Below are 20,272 nucleotides of genomic sequence, written 5' to 3' on the forward strand. Positions count from 1 at the left end.
CAACAGACAATCGAGCCTTTGCGTGCATATCGGCTGCACTGGGGCTGCTACGCAGCCCATCGCCGGCAAGCCGGCTCCCACAAATAACGCGTCAGCCTTGAGGGCAGCGCTGTCCCTGTGGGAGCCGGCTTGCCGGCGATGGAACGGAGGATCAGCTCGCAGCCAGCGCCGAGAGCCAACGGCTATCCCGGGGAGAAGGACGACGATGCAGACGCTGATCCAGCAATGCCCTGGCCTTTTGCGTCTGACCGGCACGCATCAACGAGACCAGCAGTGTGTCCTGGACGATCTCCCGCTGCGCGCCGCTGCCACCAATTCGCACCACGTCATGGGTTACCGGTTCCAGGATGCGTGCACACTGGGCATATCGGCCTTCAGCGAACGCCTGGACGGCGTGACAAAGCGCGGGCACCACCGGTCCTGCCCGCAGTTTCCCGTCGCGTACCAAAGCCGTCAGCGCCGCCGCGCGCTGCTGCAGCGATTGCTGGTCACCCGTGGCTGCAGCGAGCATCGCCATGTGGAAGTCGACGAATGGGACGCCTGGTTGCCTGAAGTGATTCGATGCATACCGCGCGGCGTCCGCCCACAGGTGAGCCGGCACTTCGTGTCCATACGCCTGCAGACGCCAGAGGAAGGAAGAGGTGTCACTGATCACGTTGATCGGCAAGCCGGTCGCGACGCCAGGCGCAACATGTTCGGCATAGATGCCAAGGGCGGTCTCCAGGTCATCCCGCTCCAAGGCAACCAACGCCCCATGCCAGGCGATGTGGTTGTGCAGCGTGCCGCTGCGGTCATAGCCTGGCAGCCAGTCCTCGATCAGTTCGCCTGCCTCGTCGTTGGCACCCGCCTCGTACAGGACGTGCGCGAGCGCATGTACACCATTGACGTTGTTTCGGCGCAGTTCCAGCGAACGTTGGGTGAGAGTACGGCCCAATGCGACATTGCCATTTTCACCATGCGCCCAGCCACGGCAGGTAAGAAACCACCAATCGTTTTCGGGAAAGTGGTGCGCATGGCGCTCGCAGAGATCGACCCGCGCCTGATCATGGCCAGCCATCCCGGAAAATGCGAACAGTCCGAATGCCCCCAAGGGTAACGCCATGATCAGAACGTCGAGAGGCCAGCTGTCCAGGTGCTGCAAGGCACTGGCCAATGCCTTTGCCGGCTCGCCATGGATCACGTACGAAAGCGTCTGTACATGGCTGCGCTCACGTTCGCTGCCATTGACCTGGGCCAGCTCGGCGGCCTTTGCAATCTTGGCCTTGGCCTGCGCCGCTTCGTTACGGATGGCGTGAAAGCGGGCACGAGCCGCATAGGCCAACGCAAAGTCAGGATCGGCCGCGATGGCCTGGTCCAGGGTCTGCCCCACGTCGGTCCACAGTGAAAGCAACAGGTCCACACCCGTCCTATAACGCTCAGCCGCTGCCTCGCAGGTGGTCGAAAGGGGCAGATCGTAACGGTCGGCACAGGCCATGGGGATTGCAACTCCTTGAAGATCGAGGCTCAAGCGCCCGAGTGTATTAGTAGCAACATCGGATCATGAACAGAAATGGAATTAATTCATCAGTACATGAGCGATATACATGCCGGTCAGCTGGCATTGGCCCTCGATCATGGTAGGGGCACAGGGCCCACCGACGCGCATCAGGCACCTCCCCTATTCCGATCGACCTTTGACGTAGCGCACCGTCTTTTCCAAGGCACGCTCCATGTCAGGATGCGTTAATTGATATTTGCGTTCCAATTGCTTGCTATTACTCATGTCGAAGCGCTGCGTCTGGATAAAGTTCAATGACTCAGCGCTGATCGCGAAGCGGCTCGCCAGGCCAGGCATCATCAAAAGCCACCTGAGCACCCGCATCGCTACATGACGGCGGGGCGCCTTGATCTCCAGCGTTCTCGCCATTTGTTCAAGCATCCCCTGTAGGTTCGGTGTGTGCTCATAGAGCGCCAGTACCTGCCGGTTAGCCATCGCAGGGTCGAACGCCACGCAGGTCATCATCGTCACCAGGTAATCGACACTGACCAATGGCAACCAGTGTCTGGCTGAACCGGGGACAGCTTTGAACCGGCCTTGTGCAAGATTTCGAATGAGTTCGGCCAGCGGTTGCCCGTCCATGATGTGCCCGCTCTCGCTGTGGCCACACACCGTAGCAGGATGAACGATCGAGTAGTCCGCGCCCGCTTCTTGCATGTAGTGGATGACTGCGAAATGGGATTCGAGCTTGCTGCCTTCGTAGCCACCTACACGACCATAGACTGCAGGCCAATCCGTATTTTCAGGGCGCTCGTTATCGATCCCGATACTGGCAAGGTGGGCAAGGTTTTGCAGCATAAAGCCGCCCACCATCAGCAATCGGACGCGCTGGCTCGCCGCAAGCCTGGCGACTCTCAGCGCCCCTTGCACATTGATTGCGCGGGCCTGTTCCATTGTAAGCCCCCAGGAAAACTGCGCCGCGAGGTGAAAGACCACAGAGACCGAAGACACGCATCGCCTGTCTGCCTCGCTGAGCCCGAGCCCCTCTCGGCTGATATCGCCCTCGACGGCATGGATAAACGCAGGATTACCGCCCAGCCGGCCTACCTGCTCCTTGAGATGCCCGATATTTTCGGGGTTGCGCATCAGCACCCAGGTCTTGTGCCCTGTCGCAGTAAGACGTGCCAGTAAATGTTGACCCACAAACCCACTGCCGCCTGTGACGAAGCATTCCACGCTCATGACTGAGTCCTTGTTTGGATGATTGGCGCAGGCTAAGGTGTAGAGCCTGCTCTACAGTCAAGGACTTTTTACTGTGAATATCGGTGAGCTGGAGCGCCGCAGCGGAATCGGCCGCCATGCACTGCGTTATTACGAACAGCTCGGGCTGATCGTGGCCCATCGACAGGCCAACAACTACCGCAGCTACAGCGATCACACCGTTGCCGACCTGGCATTCATTCAAAGTGCCCAGAGCGTGGGCTTTTCCCTCGCTGAGATTGGAGACATCCTTGCGGCCAAGCGGGGCAATACGATCAATTGCGCCCAGGGTGCGGCCTTGGTCGCCAGCAAGATGGCGGAAATTCAAGCGAAGATCACCACCCTGCAGGCCACCTATGTTTTCCTGGACGCAGAGCGTGCGAAGCTTGAAGCCAGTGCCATTGCTAATGGACAGACTGTTTCCCAACCTCCTGTGCATGGGCATGTTTCGATGCCATAGTCGTCCAGCAGAAAATCGCTGCCTGTTTCGTAAGGATGCGTTAAATGAAATTTGAAGGGATATACCAGTACCATGCTGGCGACGTAATCATGAGCATCCAGGCTCAGGTGAATGGTGGAATTGGCCCGCAGCGTACTGCCGAATCACTGATCGTCAGGGCTCGATAGGAAGTGCACATGCCCGAAACTACCCAGGCAGTCATCTTCGTTGCGCTGGCTTTTCTATTCGAACGGTTCATGAAACCGTACCTGTTGCGTAAGTGGCTGAACGCTGCCTTGGTCATTGCTGGACTGATTGGTTGCCTTACGCTGAACCGGACCCATTTGCAAGGTTTTGACTTGGGGTTGATGTCTGCCCTTGCGGTACCGGTCGGTATAGGGTTGTTCCTGACTAGACGACGATTTGAGCGGTGAAAGTAGGACGCTTGTGACCGGCTCCGGGTCAGGAGCGGCAGCTCACGGTCGGCCGTTTTAGACCCCAAGCGGACGCTCGCCAGGGGTTGTTTGCGGCCAGAAGCGGACGTCCAAAAGGTTCCCCCCGCTCTCCTTAGGCGTAGGCGCTATGAACTAGCGGCCGGTGATTCCTGCTCGGAGTGAGCTCTTTCTGCCACAAAAATCGCAATAGCCAAACTGTTCAAATACTCCCCGCCTCCATACTGTGATGCTTTACGAACCATCTTCGATTTTGCGATTCTTCGCGATGGCACATCGCCTATCTGAGCTAGGACGCAAATGACTTATATCGCACGCATCTGTGACAACGCATCGAACTGGCAATATCCAACGCGAACGGCTACAGAATCAAAAGACTCTTTCCACTCCATGCATGGGTATGGCCACGAGGAGTGGCTGTTTCGCTTTGAATGGCAGATTAGTGGTTGGCAATACGGATTTATCCAAGGCGTGAACAAGGGTGGGGAAAACCGGATAAATCGAGGTGATCGTGTGGCGGATGTCGTGCTGTACACGCACTCAGCGGCTGGCCGACGTTATGTCGCTCGTATTCGGCATCTCGAATTCCTAGATAGTGCTCAAGCGGCTGCAGCTCTGGAGCACTATAAAAAGCGCGGTTGGTATGATCGGATGCTTAAAGAAATTGAGAATATCGGCGGTGATAGGAGCGGTCTAGGAAACGACGACTGGGCGTCGCAGGTATTGAATGTTCGCTTCCGCCCGGACGATCTTGAGTGGTATTCGCACGACGTATTTGCTAAGCCAGGTAGCACAGTGAGCCGCAACAACCGTTATCAGCTCGTAAAAATTACCGACACCTCGGAGCTCCCTAGCACAGCCACCGCTCGTAGATCAGTACGAAAAGGACAAGTTACTCCGCCTGTTCAAGATAGCTATTTTACATCTGGTGGCCCAGGTCGAGAATGTTCTCCTGAGCATTGGATGCTGGTTACCGCACTCCATGAACGGCTGCTTGAAGAATTTCCTGAGGGCTTAATATCTTTCGAAGAGAATTTCGTAGACGTCATGGTTACAACGCCCACCCAGAAAATTCTTTATGAGGTGAAATCGGATTACTCCACTCGCAGGGTATTGCGACAAGCAATCGGCCAGTTGCTTGAATATGCGTATTACTGGGATCAGCCGGATATGAACCAAGTCAAGCTCGTTGCGGTTGGCCGAACGGAGTTAAGCACCGAAGATGAACGGTACCTCAGATACCTTAAGACTCAACTCAAGCTTCCACTGGAATACCGTCAGATTAAGTTGCCATCTGAGGCATGAGCCCCCTAGGTGAGGATCATTTCCGGTAAGGCGAGCTGCCGAGGGAGCACCGCTGAGCCCCCAGATCGAAGCGGCAATCGTAAGTGAAAGGGTCAGCGTATGGCGACGAGCGTACGCGCTGTTGTTGTACTTCAAGGCACATGATCCTTATGTTTTTATAGTGTGTTGTGCTCCGATCCCGGCAGGAACTACGGCGAGCGGCCCTAGCATCGACGTATATAATATCGTTCGCCGGATGAAGATCTTAATCAGCCCTTGGATGAACCTTCTATATTTTCATTACTGCCGTTAACGGGCATGACGTTGGATCGGTCATGCACCTCTCGGTATCGCAAAAGGAGTTGCTTTGGAGCGGCATGTTACAAGCAATAACGGCATATCCCAGGATCAGCCGCTGCAGGAACAACGCAGGACCACAGCTATCCTTGTGCGCCGAGTGACGCTGGGCGTAATGGCCGCGTGGCTGGCATCTGTGGCGGGCCTGGGCTGGTGGGTGTCGAAGTATCTGATGGCGGAAGAACTCGACAGCCTGACGGCCAGCGCTGAATACGAGGCCACCATAACCAGCCGCGTCGTCGATCGCTTGTTCACTGAAATGTCCAGTGTGGCCAATATGGTGGCTCGTCAAAGCCAGGTGATCCAGCTCGCCACCCTATATCGTCACGACCCGCCCGGCTTCGCGGCGCTCACACGTGAGGAGCGTGCTTCGAAACTTACCCGTGACCCTCAGGTTCGACGGGTAGGAGACTTCATGAACAGATTGTCCAGGGATCTGCAGTATGCCCGCATCTACATGAACAACCTGTCGCACGACACAGTGACAGCCAGCAATTGGGCCGAGTCGTTCAGCATCGTTGGTCAGATCTATTCGGGGCGTGCCTACCTTCTCGATGCGCTGCGCACCGGTCGCGGCGAAATGTTTGGCATCGCCCGTCTGAACAAGACGCCCTCCTATTTCGTCGCCAGTCGCATCGATGATGCTAATGGCATGCCGCTCGGCTCCGTTACGGTAAAGTTCGACGCACCGGACATGGCGCTCTACCTGATGGGGCGTCATATCGCGTTGGTAGTGAACCGCCAGGGCCGTGTGACGACCTCGTCCAGTGCACCTTTCATGCTGCGTAACGTGGTGGCACTGCTTCCACAAGCAGTTCGCAGACCCCAGGAAGACGACGAAGCCCCAGGCGAGCCCATGGATATCCGCGCAATTGACGGCTCGGATCAGGTCGATCAATGGCTGATTGACGGCCGCCCCTATCTGGTTCGCCGCCAGCCGCTCGGCAACGCACAATACCAGTTGTTGACGCTGGCAACGCTTGAGCACCTAGAACCGATGCGCAAGAAACACTACTGGGCGGCGGCATCGGTGGCAATGCTCGGATTGATCTTGATCATGCTTTCCAGCCGTGTGATCGGGCAAATGGTGATGCGGCGCCAGGAAGAACGCTATGCAGCCAACTACGACGCGCTGACTGGCTTGAAGAACCGGCGCGCGATCATGGCCGACTTGCAGATGTATTTCAGCTTGGCGAAACGGCAACGGCAGGGGATCCTGGTGGCCTTCATCGATCTCGACGAATTCAAGACAATCAACGACAGCTTCGGACACGGGATCGGCGACCAATTTCTGATTGAATGCAGCAAACGCCTGCTGAACGGCTTGCGGGCAAGCGATGAATTGGGGCGCTGGGGCGGAGACGAATTCGTCGTGATCGGGATGACCGCATCTACCCATCCGGATGACATGCAAGACGCCACGGCAGCCATGCGCAGACGGTTGGTGCCGCTTCTCATCGATACCTTCATCTTTGATGAGTGCCGTTTCGATTATCCGGGCGCAAGCTTTGGCATCACGAGCGTAGACCCTTCGACAACGTCGCTACAAGCAGCGCTGATGGTAGCGGATCAACTCATGTATGCCGACAAAGAGGCGCGGCGGGGTCAGCGGAAGCTTTTCGAGAAACGTGCGTCCAGTGCCAACGACTACACCAAATGACGCTCGCGCCTTTGCCTCCATTTCGTATATCGGAGGCATTGTTCTCAGAATCTGGATAGAGCATCCAGAATCGACGGGCTGATCGAAGTCTTGTGCTTTTCTATTCTGAGCGCTCCCTTCCATACGAACAGGAGCATGTCTATGGCCAACCACAGTATCCAAGACAAAGTGGTCCTCATCGCCGGCGGTGCCAAGAATCTAGGCGGGCTGATTGCTCGCGACCTCGCAGCGCAAGGCGCGCGCTCGGTGGCCATTCACTACAACAGCGACGCCAGCAAAGCAGCTGCCGACGAAACCCTGCAAGCGATCCGCGCCAGCGGTGCACAGGGCTTGGCGTTTCAGGCGGACCTCAGCAGCGCAGCCGCCGTGGAGCAATTATTCGCCGACGTGGTGGCCGCCTTTGGCAAGCCTGACATTGCCATCAACACGGTTGGCAAGGTGCTGAAGAAACCTTTCACGGAAATCACAGAGGCCGAGTACGACGAGATGGCCGCGGTCAACGCCAAATCGGCCTTCTTCTTCCTTCGCGAAGCCGGACGCCAACTCAACGACAACGGCAAAATCTGCACACTGGTGACGTCATTGCTGGGCGCTTTCACGCCATTCTATGCCGCCTACGCCGGCACCAAGGCGCCGGTGGAGCACTTCACCCGCGCCGCAGCCAAGGAGTTCGGCGCTCGCGGTATTTCGGTCACCGCAGTAGGCCCAGGCCCGATGGACACACCATTTTTCTATCCCGCCGAAAGCGCGGAGGCCGTGGCTTACCACCAGAGCGCCGCAGCTCTATCGGCCTTCTCCAGGAACGGATTGACCGACATCCAAGATGTGGTGCCCTTCATCCGCCACCTGGTCAGCGACGGCTGGTGGATCACTGGGCAGACCCTACTGATCAACGGTGGCTACACCACAAAATGATGATTCTCCCGGGGCGTCTTCGGTCGCCCCGATTTGCGGCCCTAACGGCTTTTGCTGTTAACGGCAGGCGCTATAAGGAAATGTATTGGGATGGACAGGCTCGAACGCTACCGCGTCTTTATAAGGGTTGCGCAGATGGGAAGTTTCATCAAGGCAGCGAATGCCTTAGCCCTGCCCCGGGCATCCGTCTCCGCGGCAGTGCAGCGACTAGAAAGTGAGCTGGGCGCCCGCCTTCTGCACCGTACCACCCGCTGTGTACAACTCACCGCCGATGGCGCGCTCTTGTTCGAACGAGCGTTAGCCCTGCTAGCCAGCGCCGAGGACATCGACCAACTGTTCCAAGAGCAGCAACACTCTGTTCGTGGGCGCCTACACGTCGACCTGCCCAGCCGGATCGCGCGGCGCTTGGTGGCGCCGGCCTTGCCACACCTGCTAGAGCTTCATCCCAATCTGCAATTGCTGCTCGGTTCCAGCGACCGGGCCATCGACCTGGTTCGCGAAGGCGTCGACTGCGTGTTGCGGGTCGGCCCGCTAACCGAGAGCAGCCTGGCCGCACGGCCCCTGGGCAATATTGAGCTGATCAACTGTGCCAGCCCCACCTACTTGCAACGCCACGGTACGCCTCAACAGATCGAGGACCTCGTACAGGGCCACTGGATGGTCGGCTACGCCTCGCCACTCAGCGGTCGCGAACAGCCCTGGGAGTTTCTTGACGCCAGTGGCCGAACGCATAACCTGACCCTTCCTAGCAGGGTGCTGGTCAACAACGCGGAAAATTACATCGCCTGTTGCCAGGCTGGCCTAGGGCTTATCCAAGTACCGCGCTTCGATGTCCAGGACTTGCTCAGTGCCGGAGAATTGCGGGAGGTGATGCCGCAACTGCGCGCCGCGCCTCTGCCGGCTACCCTTCTCTACCCACATCGGCTACAGCGTTCCGGTGTGCTCTCGTTGTTCGCAAACTGGCTCGAAGCCCTGTTGGCCCCTTGGTCAGCACATCGCTTGCAGGCAAGCTGGGCAAGGCCCCTTTGGGGCATTCGCGCAAAAAGAAGGGATTTTCTACAGCTGATTACGCTGCAAATGAAAAGCTAACTCGGCGACTTGGATCACATCACCTGCATCGCCGAGGATGAGCGTCAGCCTTTCAAGCACCACCCCGGAAACACGAAACACCCCAAGCAGTCAGCTTGAATGGCAGATGGTAATGCTGGCGGGTATCGTCCAAGCCGAATTGGTAAATCAGCACATCAAGGAACGGCACTTCAGGCAACGTCATGCCTTGCGCGCGATAGAAGTCTGCGACTTCCAATCTCACTTCATAGCCGCCTTGGGTGAACCGTTCGGCCAGATCACTCAATTCGACCAGCAGGCCATTGGCGGCAATACGACCGGAGCACACCTGCTCGCCATCGGTTCGCCGGACAACGACTCGCAAACCCTCTGCGACTTTACCGCTGGACACATCCACTACGTGGATGGAAACACCGCCCTTCATTTCCAGAAACCGATGTGGGCTTGGGAGGCTTCTGTTTCCAGCATTGGGCCAAATACCGGGATTTGACGCTGGCCACGAGCAAAAACCTCGCGGCAAGGTAGCGAGAACGTAGGATTTTCTGGGTGGTCGCCAGTCAACCCCAACAACGCATGCTCGGACAAGGCATAGACGACTCGACCGATACCGGTCCAATAGATCGCTCCAGCGCACATGCAACAAGGCTCAGCGCTGGTATAAAGCGTACATTTGGCGAGTGCTTCCGGGGGCAATAATTTTGCAGCCTTGGCTGCCGCAACCAACTCGGCATGCTGGGTTGGATCCCCCTCAGGCGGCATAGAATTATTGCCGGCACTGGCAATTATTTTCCCATCCTGGTCAGCGACCAATGCCGCGAATGGATGGCGGCCACGCGCCTTGGATTCTTCGGCAAGCGTGATCGACTGGCGCAACAAATCAAGATCACGTTCGGTGACGCCGGCAGGAATAAGCGTGGAAAAAACAGTCATGATGACATCCTTTTATTATTTATAGATGCCCCCTCCCGCCTGGGAGAGGGGATGAAAGTCAGCGTTCCTCAACCAGTTCAGCGTTAGCTGATACTGGCGACGACTGGGTTTGTCGGTTAAGCAGAATGTTCAGGACGATTGCGGTAATCGCTCCGAGGAAGATGCCGCTTTCCAGTATCAGCTTGAGGGTGCCGCTGGCGTGTTCGAACAACGCCGGGAAGGACATCGGCAACACACCTACGCTGACGGATACCGCGACGATGATGCCATTGCGGGTGCCTTCGAATTTCACGCGCGACAACTCTTGAATCCCAGCAACGGTGGTCATACCGAACATCACGATGGCGCAGCCGCCGAGTACCGGAGTCGGCACAGCAGCGATGAGCGCGCCCAGTTTTGGAAACAGTCCCATCACCACCATGATTGCGCCTGCAGAAGCCACTACATAGCGGCTCTTGACGCTAGAGAGCGCAATCAACCCAGTGTTTTGGGTGAAGGCGTTATAGGGAAAGCTGTTGAACACGCCACCGAGCATGGTCGATAGACCGTCAGCCCGGAAGGCATTGCCCAGCGTCAGTTGGGTGGTCGGTTTGTCGACAAGCTTGCCAATGGCCAAGCAGTTGCCAGTGGTCTCAGCCATGATGACCAGCATCGCCAGCGTCATCACCAGAACGGGCATCAGGGAGAATTCAGGTGCACCCAACGCCATCGGAGGGCTGAGCTCGAACCATGCAGCGGTACCGACCTGGCTGAAGTTCGTCATGCCGCAGGCTGCCGCAATCACGCTTCCGACGATCAGGCCAAGCAATACGCTGAGGTTGCCGATAAAACCGGAAAATCTGGCGTAGATCACCAGTGTCACCGCCACCGTCGCCACCCCCAGCAGCAAGTTGGCAGGAGCACCAAAATCTTCGGAACCTGGGTTACCACCACCGAGCCAAATCGCCGCAGCAGGCATCAGCGAAATGCCGATAATCGTGATCAAGCTACCGATGACCACTGGCGGAAAGAACCGCAGCAGGCGGCTGAAAATGGGCGCCAGGACGATAGTTATCGCGCCAGCCGCGATCACCGCGCCAAATACTTCGCTGAGCCCAAGCTCTTTGCCGATCATGATCATCGGCGCCAAGGCGATGAATGAGCAGCCTTGGATCATTGGCAATCGGGCACCAAACTTCCAGAACCCGAGCGTTTGGATCAGCGTGGCGATCCCGGACGTCAGCAGGTTGGCGTTGATAAGCAGCACGATCTGAGCCGACGTCAGCCCGAGCGCACTGCCCAGAATCAACGGAACGGCCACTGCGCCCGCATACATCACCAGCACATGTTGCAGACCGTAGGTAAACAACTGGCGCAGAGGCAGGACCTCGTCCACCGGGTGTACCCTTTTTATGCTCATGTCGCATGTCTCCTGAAGGTGCAGCGTTATTGTTGTGGGAGCATCCCGGCGGCCGTGAGCGGGGTGCAGGAGCCGGCAGGGACCTACGGGGGTCGAGGGCTATGATTCGGCGCTTCAGACGATAAGACAAATGAGTAGGTATCGATTTCGCCGATGGGTGCTCCACTTGCACAAATCCATGTGTCGCCGCAGGATCAGCCGGCCGGCAAACGCTATCCACCGCCCGAATGATAAAAGGAGCAGGACATTGCGATTTTCTCTGGATCAGCTGCAGATGTTCGTAGAGTCGGTCAAGACGGGTTCATTTTCGGGCGCAGGACGTAAGTTGGGGAAAACTCAATCCACCATCAGCGCCGCAATCGCTAACCTGGAAGCAGATCTCGGCGTAGAGCTTTTCGACCGAACCAGTCGCAACCCAATCCTTACCGTCAGCGGGCAAAAGCTACTGGTTCAAGCCGAATCCGTGCTGGAGCGTTGTTTGACGCTCGAGGCTCATGCCGATTGCCTGTCGGAAACCCTGGGACCCAGTTTGACCTTGGCGATAGAAACACCCTACGGGCCGCTCATACCGGTACTCAAAGCGTTCGAATCGACCTTCCCTTACGTTGACCTGATTATTCGCCACCCCGTCCACGGTGATGTCAGCGAGCTGGTAGCTCAAGGTGAGGCTGCGCTAGGCGTGGCGTTCTCTCAACCTGGATATCGTCAGGAATTGATGTTTCAGCAGTTAGGCAAATTGATCATGCTGCACGTTTGTCACCCCCAACACCCGTTGGCACAGATGGAATCGGTGACATTCGACGATCTGCATGTGCATCGTCGGCTGGCGTTCACCGCACATGCCAGCAAGCTACCCAGCAGCGAGTATTTGCGCTCGACTCAGCTGTGGCAGGCGGAGAGTTATCTGGCTTTATTGGAAATGGTTCGAGCCGGCTTTGGGTGGACGACCTTGCCTCGTCAGTTGATTCAACGTGAGCTGGCGCGGGGTGAATTGGTGGAGCTCCAACTTTCGGCATATCCCCATACAGACTGGCAGATCGGAGTGGATCTGCTGTGGTCCCGTCAACGCCCGCTGGCAAAGGCCGAGCAATGGTTGCGGGCGCGGCTGCAAGCCAACAAAGTGTTCGAGCTCGATCGCAATGGACAAACGACGACATTGTGAGTCATTCCATTCATAGCAGGCGTACAACCCAGGCTGCTTGCACAAAATATATGGAAATACGTATATTCGAACTTCCATATGTACCGGTATAGCCATGATCACCCCACCCGATATCTTCAAGAGCCTGTCCGACGAGACCCGTGCTCGCGCTACCCTGCTGATCGCCAGTCTGGGAGAACTCTGTGTCTGCGAACTGATGTGCGCGTTGCATGACAGCCAACCGAAGATCAGCCGCCACCTGGCGCAACTGCGCAGTAATGGCATGCTGCTGGATCGCCGCCAGGGCCAATGGGTGTACTACCGTCTTAACCCAGCGTTGCCCGCCTGGGTACATGAAATGCTGCAGACCACTCTGCAGGCCAATTCGCAATGGTTGGCCGAAAACATCCTTAGGCTGAAGAACATGGATGGCCGCCCCGTCCGTGACTCCGCCTGCTGCTGATCCTCACCGAGCGAGATTTCATGCTGGCCGCCATCGCTGTCTTCGTATTCACCCTCACTTTGGTCATCTGGCAGCCCAAAGGGCTTGGAGTCGGCTGGAGCGCTGCGTTAGGTGCAGTCATTGCCCTGGCGGTCGGTGCAGTTTCCATGCACGACATTCCTACCGTGTGGGCCATCGTCTGGAACGCCACCGCCACTTTCATTGCCGTCATCATCATCAGCCTACTGCTGGATGAAGCCGGTTTCTTCGAATGGGCCGCGCTGCACGTAGCGCGCTGGGCCAACGGCAGTGGCTACCGCCTGTTCGCCTTCTGCGTGCTGCTCGGGGCCGCCGTCTCGGCGCTGTTCGCCAATGATGGTGCGGCGCTGATTCTTACGCCCATCGTCATGTCGATGTTGCTCGCGCTGCGATTTTCGCCCGCAGCGACGCTGGCATTCGTCATGGCCGCTGGTTTCATCGCCGACACGGCAAGCCTGCCGCTGGTGGTCTCAAACCTGGTGAACATCGTCTCGGCCGACTACTTCGGGTTGGGCTTCGCCGAATACGCCTCGGTGATGGTGCCGGTGAATGTCGCCAGCGTGGCAGCGACCCTGCTGGTGCTGTTCCTGTTTTTCCGCCGTGATATCCCGAAGCAGTACGCGGTCGCTACCTTGAAGACACCGAGCGAGGCGATTCATGACCGCGCCACTTTCAAGGTCGGTGGCTGGGTTCTGCTGGTGTTGCTGATCGGCCTGTTCGCCCTGGAGCCACTCGGTATCCCGATCAGTGCGATAGCCGCCGCCTGCGCGACGGCGCTCTTCGCCGTCGCCGCTCGCGGCCACCGCATCTCGACCCGCCGTGTACTACGGGAAGCCCCCTGGCAAGTGGTGATCTTTTCTCTCGGTATGTACCTGGTGGTGTACGGGCTGAAGAACGCCGGCCTCACCGATCTGCTCACCCAACTGCTCGACCGCCTTGCGCAGCAAGGGCTGTGGAGCGCCGCCATCGGTACCGGATTGGTCTCTGCCCTGCTGTCCTCGGTGATGAACAACATGCCCAGCGTGCTGATCGGCGCCTTGTCGATCCAGGCCAGCGACGCGCAGGGACTGGTGCGCGAAGCGATGATCTACGCCAACGTCATAGGCTGCGACCTCGGCCCGAAGATCACCCCTATCGGCAGCCTCGCCACGCTGCTCTGGCTGCACGTGCTGGAGCGCAAAGGCATGCGCATCACCTGGGGTTACTATTTCAAGGTCGGCATCCTGCTGACGCTGCCGGTTCTGCTGATTACCCTTTCGACCCTGGCACTACGCCTGAGCCTCTGACGTAAGTGCTATCGAATGGAAGACATAGAAACGATCGCCGCCCCTTGCGGCATGTTCGCGGTCAAGGTCACCGCCTGGGAAACAAAAAGGGCGACCCTTCCGGATCGCCCTCTTTTTGCCCGGAAACCGGGACTTTTGTTTGGTAGGCACAATTGGACTCGAACCAACGACCCCCACCATGTCAAGGTGGTGCTCTAACCAACTGAGCTATGTGCCTGTCGTGTGGCGCGCATATTAAGGGGGATACAGGTACCTGTAAAGCGTTTTTTTCAAAAAAATCAAAAACTTTGCACCCACGCCCTCGCCCCGGCTGGACAAGGCTTGAGGCCAGCGCATCACGGCTTTCCAATACATTCGAAAAACCGTATATTCGGAAAACCACATGCATGCACCCCCATCCCGCTCTCGCGTCGCATGAAGACCGAACTTCGAGAACCACCATGGCTGAGCCACTGACGCCGACCAAAGTCTTCAAATGCCTGGCCGATGAAAACCGCGCGCGCATGATGCTGCTGATCGCTCGCGAACAGGAGCTGTGCGTCTGCGAACTAGTCTGTGCCCTGGATGAAAGCCAACCCAAGGTTTCCCGACACCTGGCGCAACTCCGTACCTGCGGCCTGCTGGAAGACCGCCGGCAAGGCCAATGGGTCTACTACCGGCTGCATCCCGAACTGCCCGCCTGGATACGCGAGCTCCTGTCGACGACGCTTGAAGCCAACAGCCAATGGCTAGGAATAAGCGCCAGACGATTGGAGCGGATGGGTGACCGCCCCCAACGCCTTGCCAGCTGCTGCTGACAGCGCCGGCAACCGATCATTTCCCCTTGCCAGGCCATCGCTCGACACCGCCCGGCATGCTCGCCAACCGCCACCTGAGAGCAAGCACATGACAATCAAAGTAGGCATCAACGGATTTGGTCGTATCGGTCGCCTGGCGCTGCGCGCGTCCTGGGAATGGCCGGAATTTGAATTCGTGCAGATCAACGACCCGGCCGGCGATGCCCAGACTCACGCCCACCTGATCAACTTCGACTCGGTCCATGGGCGTTGGCACCGTCAGGCGAGCGCCGAAGGCGATTCGATGGTCATCGATGGCAAGCGCATCAAGGTCACCGCGAACAAGGCGATCGCCGACACCGACTGGTCGGGCTGTGACCTGGTCATCGAGGCCAGCGGCAAGATGAAGTCGGTCGCTGTGCTCCAGGCCTATCTGGATCAGGGCGTCAAACGTGTGGTGGTCTGCGCCCCGGTAAAGGAGAAAGGTGCACTGAACGTAGTGATGGGGGTAAACCAGCACCTGTTCGACCCGGCACAGCACCGTATCGTCACCGCTGCGTCCTGCACCACCAACTGCCTGGCCCCGGTGGTCAAGGTGATCCACGAAGGCCTGGGCATCCGCCATGGCTCGATCACGACCATCCATGACCTGACCAATACTCAAAGCATCCTGGACACACCGCACAAGGACCTGCGCCGCGCTCGTGCTTCGGGCATGAGCCTGATCCCGACCACCACGGGCTCGGCGACTGCGATCGCCGAGATCTTCCCCGAGCTGCGCGGCAAGCTGAACGGTCACGCCGTGCGCGTACCGCTGGCCAACGCCTCGCTGACCGACTGCGTGTTCGAAGTGGAACGCAAGACCACGGCTGAGGAGGTCAACGCGCTGCTGAAAGCGGCTGCCGAAGGGCCGCTGAAGGACATCCTGGGCTACGAAGAACGTCCACTGGTGTCCATCGACTACCGCACCGATCCGCGGTCCTCGATCATCGATGCGCTATCGACCCTGGTGGTTAGCGGCACCCAGGTGAAGATCTACGCCTGGTACGACAACGAGTGGGGTTACGCCAACCGCGCGGCGGAATTGGCCCGGTTGGTCGGTGCAGCGGAGTAACCGGTGATCATGAAGGCATTGTCAGACCTGCCTGCCCCTGTACGCCAGTACCTGCTGGTGACCGGCAACTACTGGGCCTTCACCCTCACCGACGGTGCCTTGCGCATGTTGGTGGTATTGCACTTCCATACGCTGGGCTACACGCCGTTGCAGATCGCAGCGCTGTTCCTGTTCTATGAAGTGTTCGGGGTGATCACCAACTTGGTGGGCGGCTACCTCGGCGCCCGGCTGGGGCTCAACCGCACCATGAACATCGGTTTGGCCATGCAGGTGCTGGCTTTGCTGATGCTCACGGTGCCGGCTGCCTGGCTGACGGTTCCCTGGGTCATGGCAGCCCAGGCGTTGTCCGGCATCGCCAAGGACCTGAACAAGATGAGCGCCAAGAGCACCATCAAACTCCTGGTGCCGGACAGCCAGCAAGGCACCCTCTACAAATGGGTTGCCATCCTGACGGGCTCGAAAAACGCGCTCAAAGGCGTGGGCTTTTTCCTCGGCGGCGCCCTGCTGGCATTGCTCGGCTTCACCGTCGCGGTGCTACTGATGGCAATGGTGTTGGCATTGATCTGGATCGGCAGTGTAGTCCTGCTGAAAAAGGACCTGGGCAAGGCCAAGGCCAAGCCGAAGTTCCGCGACATGCTGTCCAAAAGCCGGGCGATCAATATCCTTTCGGCGGCACGCCTGTTTCTCTTCGGCGCCCGCGATGTGTGGTTCGTCGTCGCGCTGCCGGTGTACCTGAGCACCGTGTTCGGCTGGGACTTCTGGCTGGTCGGCGGCTTTCTGGCAGCCTGGATCATCGGTTACGGTATCGTCCAATCACTTGCCCCCTACGTCACCGGCAAGCAGCGTGGCCATGTGCCCGACGGCCGAGCAGCCTTCATCTGGGCCATCGCCCTGGCCGGATTGCCCGCACTGATTGCGCTGGGACTGGCTGCCGGCTGGTCGGCTCAGATAGTGCTACTCGGCGGGTTGATGCTTTTCGGCGTGCTGTTCGCGGTGAACTCGTCGTTGCACAGTTATCTGATCGTCAGCTATGCCAAGGAAGACGGCGTATCGCTGGACATAGGCTTCTACTACATGTCCAACGCGCTGGGGCGACTGGTGGGTACGCTGCTGTCAGGCTGGATATTCCAAACCCATGGCCTGGAAGCATGCTTGCTGGTTTCCAGCCTCTTCGTGCTGGCTGGGGCGATCATTTCTTTGCGTTTGCCCCAGCACACCCAGGCGGTATAAGCATGCGGTCCGGGGGTGGACAAGCCTGGCAACCCAAGCTGCTGAAGCAGCCTGCGCTGCGATCCGAGCGCGCGCAGCCCCGTGTATGGGCATGCAGCAACAGGCGCGAGGCACCATCGGTGAACGCTAGGGCACGGACCAACGACAAAAAAGGGCGACCCTTTCGGATCGCCCTTCTCGTGCCCGGAAACCCGGGACTTTCGTTTGGTAGGCACAATTGGACTCGAACCAACGACCCCCACCATGTCAAGGTGGTGCTCTAACCAACTGAGCTATGTGCCTGTCGATGTGGGCGCATTCTACGCGTTCCAAAATGGCTGTCAACTGTTTTTTTCGCGCTAACCCACTGAATCCTAAAACTATTTACCAAAAGACGCCTACACGGAGGCGGAGTAAAGGATTTTCAACGGACGACTAGCGGGTGTTTATTATTATTGATAGCATCGGTACATTCGTTAAAAATATAAAACACGAGGTTTCCTTAGCATGGCCAACACCCCCTACCCCCAGTCCTACTACGCCGCCTCGGCCAACCCGGTGCCGCCACGTCCGGCGCTGCAGGGTGAGGTGGAGACCGATATTTGCATCATCGGTGCCGGCTACACTGGTCTGTCCAGCGCCCTGTTCCTGCTGGAGAACGGCTTCAAGGTGAGCATCGTCGAAGCGGCCAAGGTCGGCTTCGGCGCGTCGGGTCGCAACGGCGGCCAGATCGTCAACAGCTACAGCCGTGACATCGATGTCATCGAACGCACCGTCGGCCCCAAGCAGGCACAACTGCTGGGCCAGATGGCCTTCGAAGGCGGCCGTATCATTCGTGAGCGCGTGGCTAAGTACAACATCCAGTGCGACCTGAAGGACGGCGGTGTGTTCGCCGCACTCAGCGCCAAGCAGATGGGCCACCTGGAGTCGCAAAAGCGCCTGTGGGAGCGTTTCGGCCACACTCAGCTGGAGCTGATGGACCAGAAGCGCATCCGTGAAGTGGTGGCCTGCGACAACTATGTCGGCGGCATGCTGGACATGAGCGGCGGCCACATCCACCCCCTGAACCTGGCCCTGGGCGAAGCCGCCGCGGTCGAGTCGCTGGGCGGCGTCATCTATGAACAGACCCCGGCCGTGCGCATCGAGCGTGGCGCCAACCCGGTCGTGCACACCCCGCAGGGCAAGGTACGCGCCAAGTTCATCATCGTCGCCGGCAACGCCTACCTGGGCAACCTGGTGCCGGAACTGGCCGCCAAGTCCATGCCATGCGGCACCCAGGTGATCACCACCGAGCCGCTGGGCGAGGAACTGGCCCGCACCCTGCTGCCCCAGGACTACTGCGTCGAGGACTGCAACTACCTACTCGACTATTACCGCCTGACCAGCGACAAGCGCCTGATCTTCGGCGGTGGCGTAGTCTACGGTGCGCGTGACCCGGCGAACATCGAGGCGATCATCCGTCCGAAGATGCTCAAAGCCTTCCCGCAGCTCAAGAACGTGAAGATAGACTACGCCTGGACTGGCAACTTCCTGCTGACCCTATCGCGCCTGCCGCAGGTTGGCCGTATCGGCGACAACATCTACTACTCCCAGGGCTGCTCCGGCCATGGCGTGACCTACACCCACCTGGCGGGCAAGGTGCTGGCCGAGGCCTTGCGTGGCCAGGCCGAGCGCTTCGATGCCTTCGCCGGCCTGCCGCACTACCCGTTCCCGGGTGGCCAGCTGCTGCGCGTGCCGTTCAGCGCGCTGGGTGCCTGGTACTACAGCTTGCGTGACCGCCTGGGTATCTGATGTCGCCTGCCTAGGCCCGATCGCGGGGCAAGCCCGCTTCCACAGACAATGCAAAATGATTCGATTTTTGCAGGCCCTTGTGGGAGCGGGCTTGTCCCGCGATGGGGGTCAGCATGGCCTACTGCCCTACGCTGCGAACGGCCTGCTTCGCCGCGATCTCCTGGCCCGCCTTGGCCAGTTCATCGGCAGCCTGCAGCCAGCGCTGCCGGTCCACCTGGGCCGGCAGTTGCCGCGGTGGCTGTACCAGCACCGCCCAGCTTCCCTCCTTCGCCCAAGCAGCCTCGAAGTCATCGAACGCCATCAACTGGCGACGCTGCATCCCTGAGCGCAACAGCACCCGCTGTTTGTAGCTGTCATAGCCGATCAGCACCGCATAACGCGGTTCGCTCCACCAGGCCGAGCCCTCTTCGTAGCGCACCAGCACGGGGTTGCCCGCAGCTACCTGGGTGAGCAAGGCTTCCAGGCGTTTGTCCAGGGGATAGACCACCATGCCGTATTCACGGGCCACCCTGGGAATGCCCTGCCCCAGCGCATCGGCGCCCTGCGGCAGGTTCAAGGGCTTGTCCAGCAGGCCGGGCGTAACCACCACGCCTTGTTGCGACAGCAGAGCCGCCAGGGCCATGGCGCCGCTGTGGTTGGCCTTGCCGCGGTAGAACGGCATGCTGCTGATCTCGACCCGTTGCGGCAGGCCCTTGGCGGTCTGCGACGGGCTGCCGGCGCAACCGGCCAGGCTGGTGGCGACCAGGCAAGCAGCCAACAGGCGGCGTGTGGAAGTGAAGGTTCGTTGCAACATGGACACTCGCTTGTTCCTCGCCAGGCAGGCGGCGCCCGGCCCTGGGTTCCGATCATAGGCCTGGCGCGCGCCCGGGTATAGCCCGGGGCCTGCTTGGAACGAAACGGCCCAAGGGAATAGACCTTCGGTCAATGGAACGTCACGGTCTGCGAGCTAGACTAAAGCTGTGTCTGGAAGGCGAGCCCCGCGCCCGCCCGAGAGAAGGAGGCACACATGAGCCTGACCATGGCGATCCTGATGCTGGTGGGGATGTGGCTGAGCGTCGCTGCCGCCATGCTGTGGGGTGTGTTGCGCATCGTGCGCCGCCACGCCCATCACCACCTGCCGCCACAGACCCCGCCCAAGCCACGACCGGCGCGTCATGCGCGGCGTCATGCAGGGGTGCACTAATCAAAAAGCCCGCTCCTACAGGCAGTGATTACCCCTGTTAGGAGCGGGCT

At 59.0% G+C, this 20,272-nt stretch carries 20 protein-coding genes and 2 tRNA genes; 14 read left to right on the forward strand and 8 right to left on the reverse strand.

The features are described from left to right. Positions 1-151: 151 nt before the first annotated feature. Both ACNFG0_RS14410 and ACNFG0_RS14415 read right to left on the reverse strand, forming a co-directional pair. Positions 152-1,474: a tetratricopeptide repeat protein gene (locus tag ACNFG0_RS14410; RefSeq protein WP_416765331.1), complete on the reverse strand. Its 1,323-nt coding sequence runs from the start codon at positions 1,472-1,474 to the stop codon at positions 152-154. 183 nt (positions 1,475-1,657) lie between these two features. Next, positions 1,658-2,719, reverse strand: a complete 1,062-nt coding sequence (locus ACNFG0_RS14415) for an SDR family oxidoreductase (protein ID WP_416765333.1) — start codon at positions 2,717-2,719, stop codon at positions 1,658-1,660. Positions 2,720-2,792: 73 nt separating this feature from the next. Here ACNFG0_RS14415 and ACNFG0_RS14420 point away from each other — a divergent pair, with 73 nt between their 5' ends. The 6 genes from ACNFG0_RS14420 (at position 2,793) to ACNFG0_RS14445 (ending at position 8,933) form a co-directional block, all read left to right on the forward strand. Next, positions 2,793-3,197 carry a MerR family transcriptional regulator gene (locus ACNFG0_RS14420; protein WP_196154264.1) on the forward strand — a complete coding sequence of 135 codons (405 nt, stop codon included), beginning with the start codon at positions 2,793-2,795 and terminating at the stop codon, positions 3,195-3,197. Positions 3,198-3,373: 176 nt separating this feature from the next. Then, entirely contained in the window at positions 3,374-3,610 is a 237-nt protein-coding gene (locus tag ACNFG0_RS14425) for a hypothetical protein (protein WP_416765334.1), read from the forward strand. 318 nt (positions 3,611-3,928) lie between these two features. After that, the gene (locus ACNFG0_RS14430; protein WP_416765335.1) at positions 3,929-4,933 is read left to right on the forward strand and encodes a hypothetical protein; all 1,005 of its coding nucleotides are present in this window, start codon (positions 3,929-3,931) and stop codon (positions 4,931-4,933) included. A 346-nt stretch (positions 4,934-5,279) separates the two neighbouring features. Further along, the gene (locus ACNFG0_RS14435) at positions 5,280-6,929 is read left to right on the forward strand and encodes a GGDEF domain-containing protein (RefSeq protein ID WP_416765336.1); all 1,650 of its coding nucleotides are present in this window, start codon (positions 5,280-5,282) and stop codon (positions 6,927-6,929) included. Between the two features lie 141 nt (positions 6,930-7,070). Beyond that, positions 7,071-7,844: an SDR family oxidoreductase gene (locus tag ACNFG0_RS14440; RefSeq protein WP_416765338.1), complete on the forward strand. Its 774-nt coding sequence runs from the start codon at positions 7,071-7,073 to the stop codon at positions 7,842-7,844. Between the two features lie 90 nt (positions 7,845-7,934). After that, on the forward strand, positions 7,935-8,933 hold the full coding sequence (locus ACNFG0_RS14445; protein WP_416765339.1) for a LysR family transcriptional regulator: 999 nt from the start codon (positions 7,935-7,937) through the stop codon (positions 8,931-8,933). Positions 8,934-8,985: 52 nt separating this feature from the next. On the opposite strand, the gene ACNFG0_RS14450 is transcribed toward ACNFG0_RS14445, so the two are convergent. The 3 genes from ACNFG0_RS14450 to ACNFG0_RS14460 are packed head-to-tail and all read right to left on the reverse strand — an operon-like array spanning position 8,986 to position 11,241. Beyond that, on the reverse strand, positions 8,986-9,336 hold the full coding sequence (locus ACNFG0_RS14450; RefSeq protein ID WP_416765341.1) for a hydroxyisourate hydrolase: 351 nt from the start codon (positions 9,334-9,336) through the stop codon (positions 8,986-8,988). Next, positions 9,333-9,842, reverse strand: coding sequence for a nucleoside deaminase (locus tag ACNFG0_RS14455; protein WP_416765342.1), 510 nt, complete (start codon positions 9,840-9,842; stop codon positions 9,333-9,335). Before ACNFG0_RS14455 ends, ACNFG0_RS14450 begins: the two co-directional genes overlap by 4 nt. Before the next feature lie 58 nt (positions 9,843-9,900). After that, a complete protein-coding gene (locus ACNFG0_RS14460; RefSeq protein WP_196154275.1) occupies positions 9,901-11,241 on the reverse strand; it encodes a nucleobase:cation symporter-2 family protein in 1,341 nt (446 codons plus the stop codon). Between the two features lie 247 nt (positions 11,242-11,488). On the opposite strand from ACNFG0_RS14460, the gene ACNFG0_RS14465 reads away from it, so the two are divergent. From ACNFG0_RS14465 to ACNFG0_RS14475, 3 genes are all read left to right on the forward strand, one after another. Next, complete coding sequence (locus ACNFG0_RS14465; RefSeq protein WP_196154276.1) at positions 11,489-12,403, forward strand: LysR family transcriptional regulator; 915 nt, start codon at positions 11,489-11,491, stop codon at positions 12,401-12,403. Positions 12,404-12,497: 94 nt separating this feature from the next. Beyond that, positions 12,498-12,845 carry a metalloregulator ArsR/SmtB family transcription factor gene (locus tag ACNFG0_RS14470; protein WP_196154277.1) on the forward strand — a complete coding sequence of 116 codons (348 nt, stop codon included), beginning with the start codon at positions 12,498-12,500 and terminating at the stop codon, positions 12,843-12,845. Positions 12,846-12,865: 20 nt separating this feature from the next. Beyond that, a complete protein-coding gene (locus ACNFG0_RS14475; protein ID WP_416765345.1) occupies positions 12,866-14,149 on the forward strand; it encodes an arsenic transporter in 1,284 nt (427 codons plus the stop codon). A 140-nt stretch (positions 14,150-14,289) separates the two neighbouring features. Here ACNFG0_RS14475 and ACNFG0_RS14480 read toward each other — a convergent pair. Further along, positions 14,290-14,366 (reverse strand) — tRNA-Val (locus tag ACNFG0_RS14480). 223 nt (positions 14,367-14,589) lie between these two features. Between ACNFG0_RS14480 and ACNFG0_RS14485 the strand changes: the two genes are divergently transcribed. The 3 genes from ACNFG0_RS14485 (at position 14,590) to arsJ (ending at position 17,269) form a co-directional block, all read left to right on the forward strand. Further along, positions 14,590-14,946, forward strand: a complete 357-nt coding sequence (locus ACNFG0_RS14485) for a metalloregulator ArsR/SmtB family transcription factor (protein ID WP_196143401.1) — start codon at positions 14,590-14,592, stop codon at positions 14,944-14,946. Positions 14,947-15,034: 88 nt separating this feature from the next. Then, positions 15,035-16,039, forward strand: coding sequence for an ArsJ-associated glyceraldehyde-3-phosphate dehydrogenase (locus ACNFG0_RS14490; RefSeq protein WP_196154279.1), 1,005 nt, complete (start codon positions 15,035-15,037; stop codon positions 16,037-16,039). 9 nt (positions 16,040-16,048) lie between these two features. After that, entirely contained in the window at positions 16,049-17,269 is a 1,221-nt protein-coding gene (arsJ, locus tag ACNFG0_RS14495; RefSeq protein WP_416765347.1) for an organoarsenical effux MFS transporter ArsJ, read from the forward strand. Between the two features lie 205 nt (positions 17,270-17,474). On the opposite strand, the gene ACNFG0_RS14500 is transcribed toward arsJ, so the two are convergent. Next, positions 17,475-17,551: transfer RNA gene (locus ACNFG0_RS14500), tRNA-Val, on the reverse strand. Between the two features lie 204 nt (positions 17,552-17,755). Between ACNFG0_RS14500 and ACNFG0_RS14505 the strand changes: the two genes are divergently transcribed. Then, complete coding sequence (locus tag ACNFG0_RS14505; protein WP_196143398.1) at positions 17,756-19,039, forward strand: NAD(P)/FAD-dependent oxidoreductase; 1,284 nt, start codon at positions 17,756-17,758, stop codon at positions 19,037-19,039. Positions 19,040-19,157: 118 nt separating this feature from the next. Here the strand turns inward: ACNFG0_RS14505 and ACNFG0_RS14510 are convergent, their stop codons facing one another. Continuing rightward, on the reverse strand, positions 19,158-19,832 hold the full coding sequence (locus ACNFG0_RS14510) for a peptidase C39 family protein (RefSeq protein ID WP_416765349.1): 675 nt from the start codon (positions 19,830-19,832) through the stop codon (positions 19,158-19,160). A gap of 213 nt (positions 19,833-20,045) precedes the next feature. Here ACNFG0_RS14510 and ACNFG0_RS14515 point away from each other — a divergent pair, with 213 nt between their 5' ends. Next, positions 20,046-20,222: a hypothetical protein gene (locus ACNFG0_RS14515; protein ID WP_196143396.1), complete on the forward strand. Its 177-nt coding sequence runs from the start codon at positions 20,046-20,048 to the stop codon at positions 20,220-20,222. Positions 20,223-20,272 lie beyond the last annotated feature (50 nt).

Source organism: Pseudomonas sp. NY15372, from assembly GCF_048068215.1.
Taxonomy (GTDB): domain Bacteria; phylum Pseudomonadota; class Gammaproteobacteria; order Pseudomonadales; family Pseudomonadaceae; genus Aquipseudomonas; species Aquipseudomonas guariconensis_A.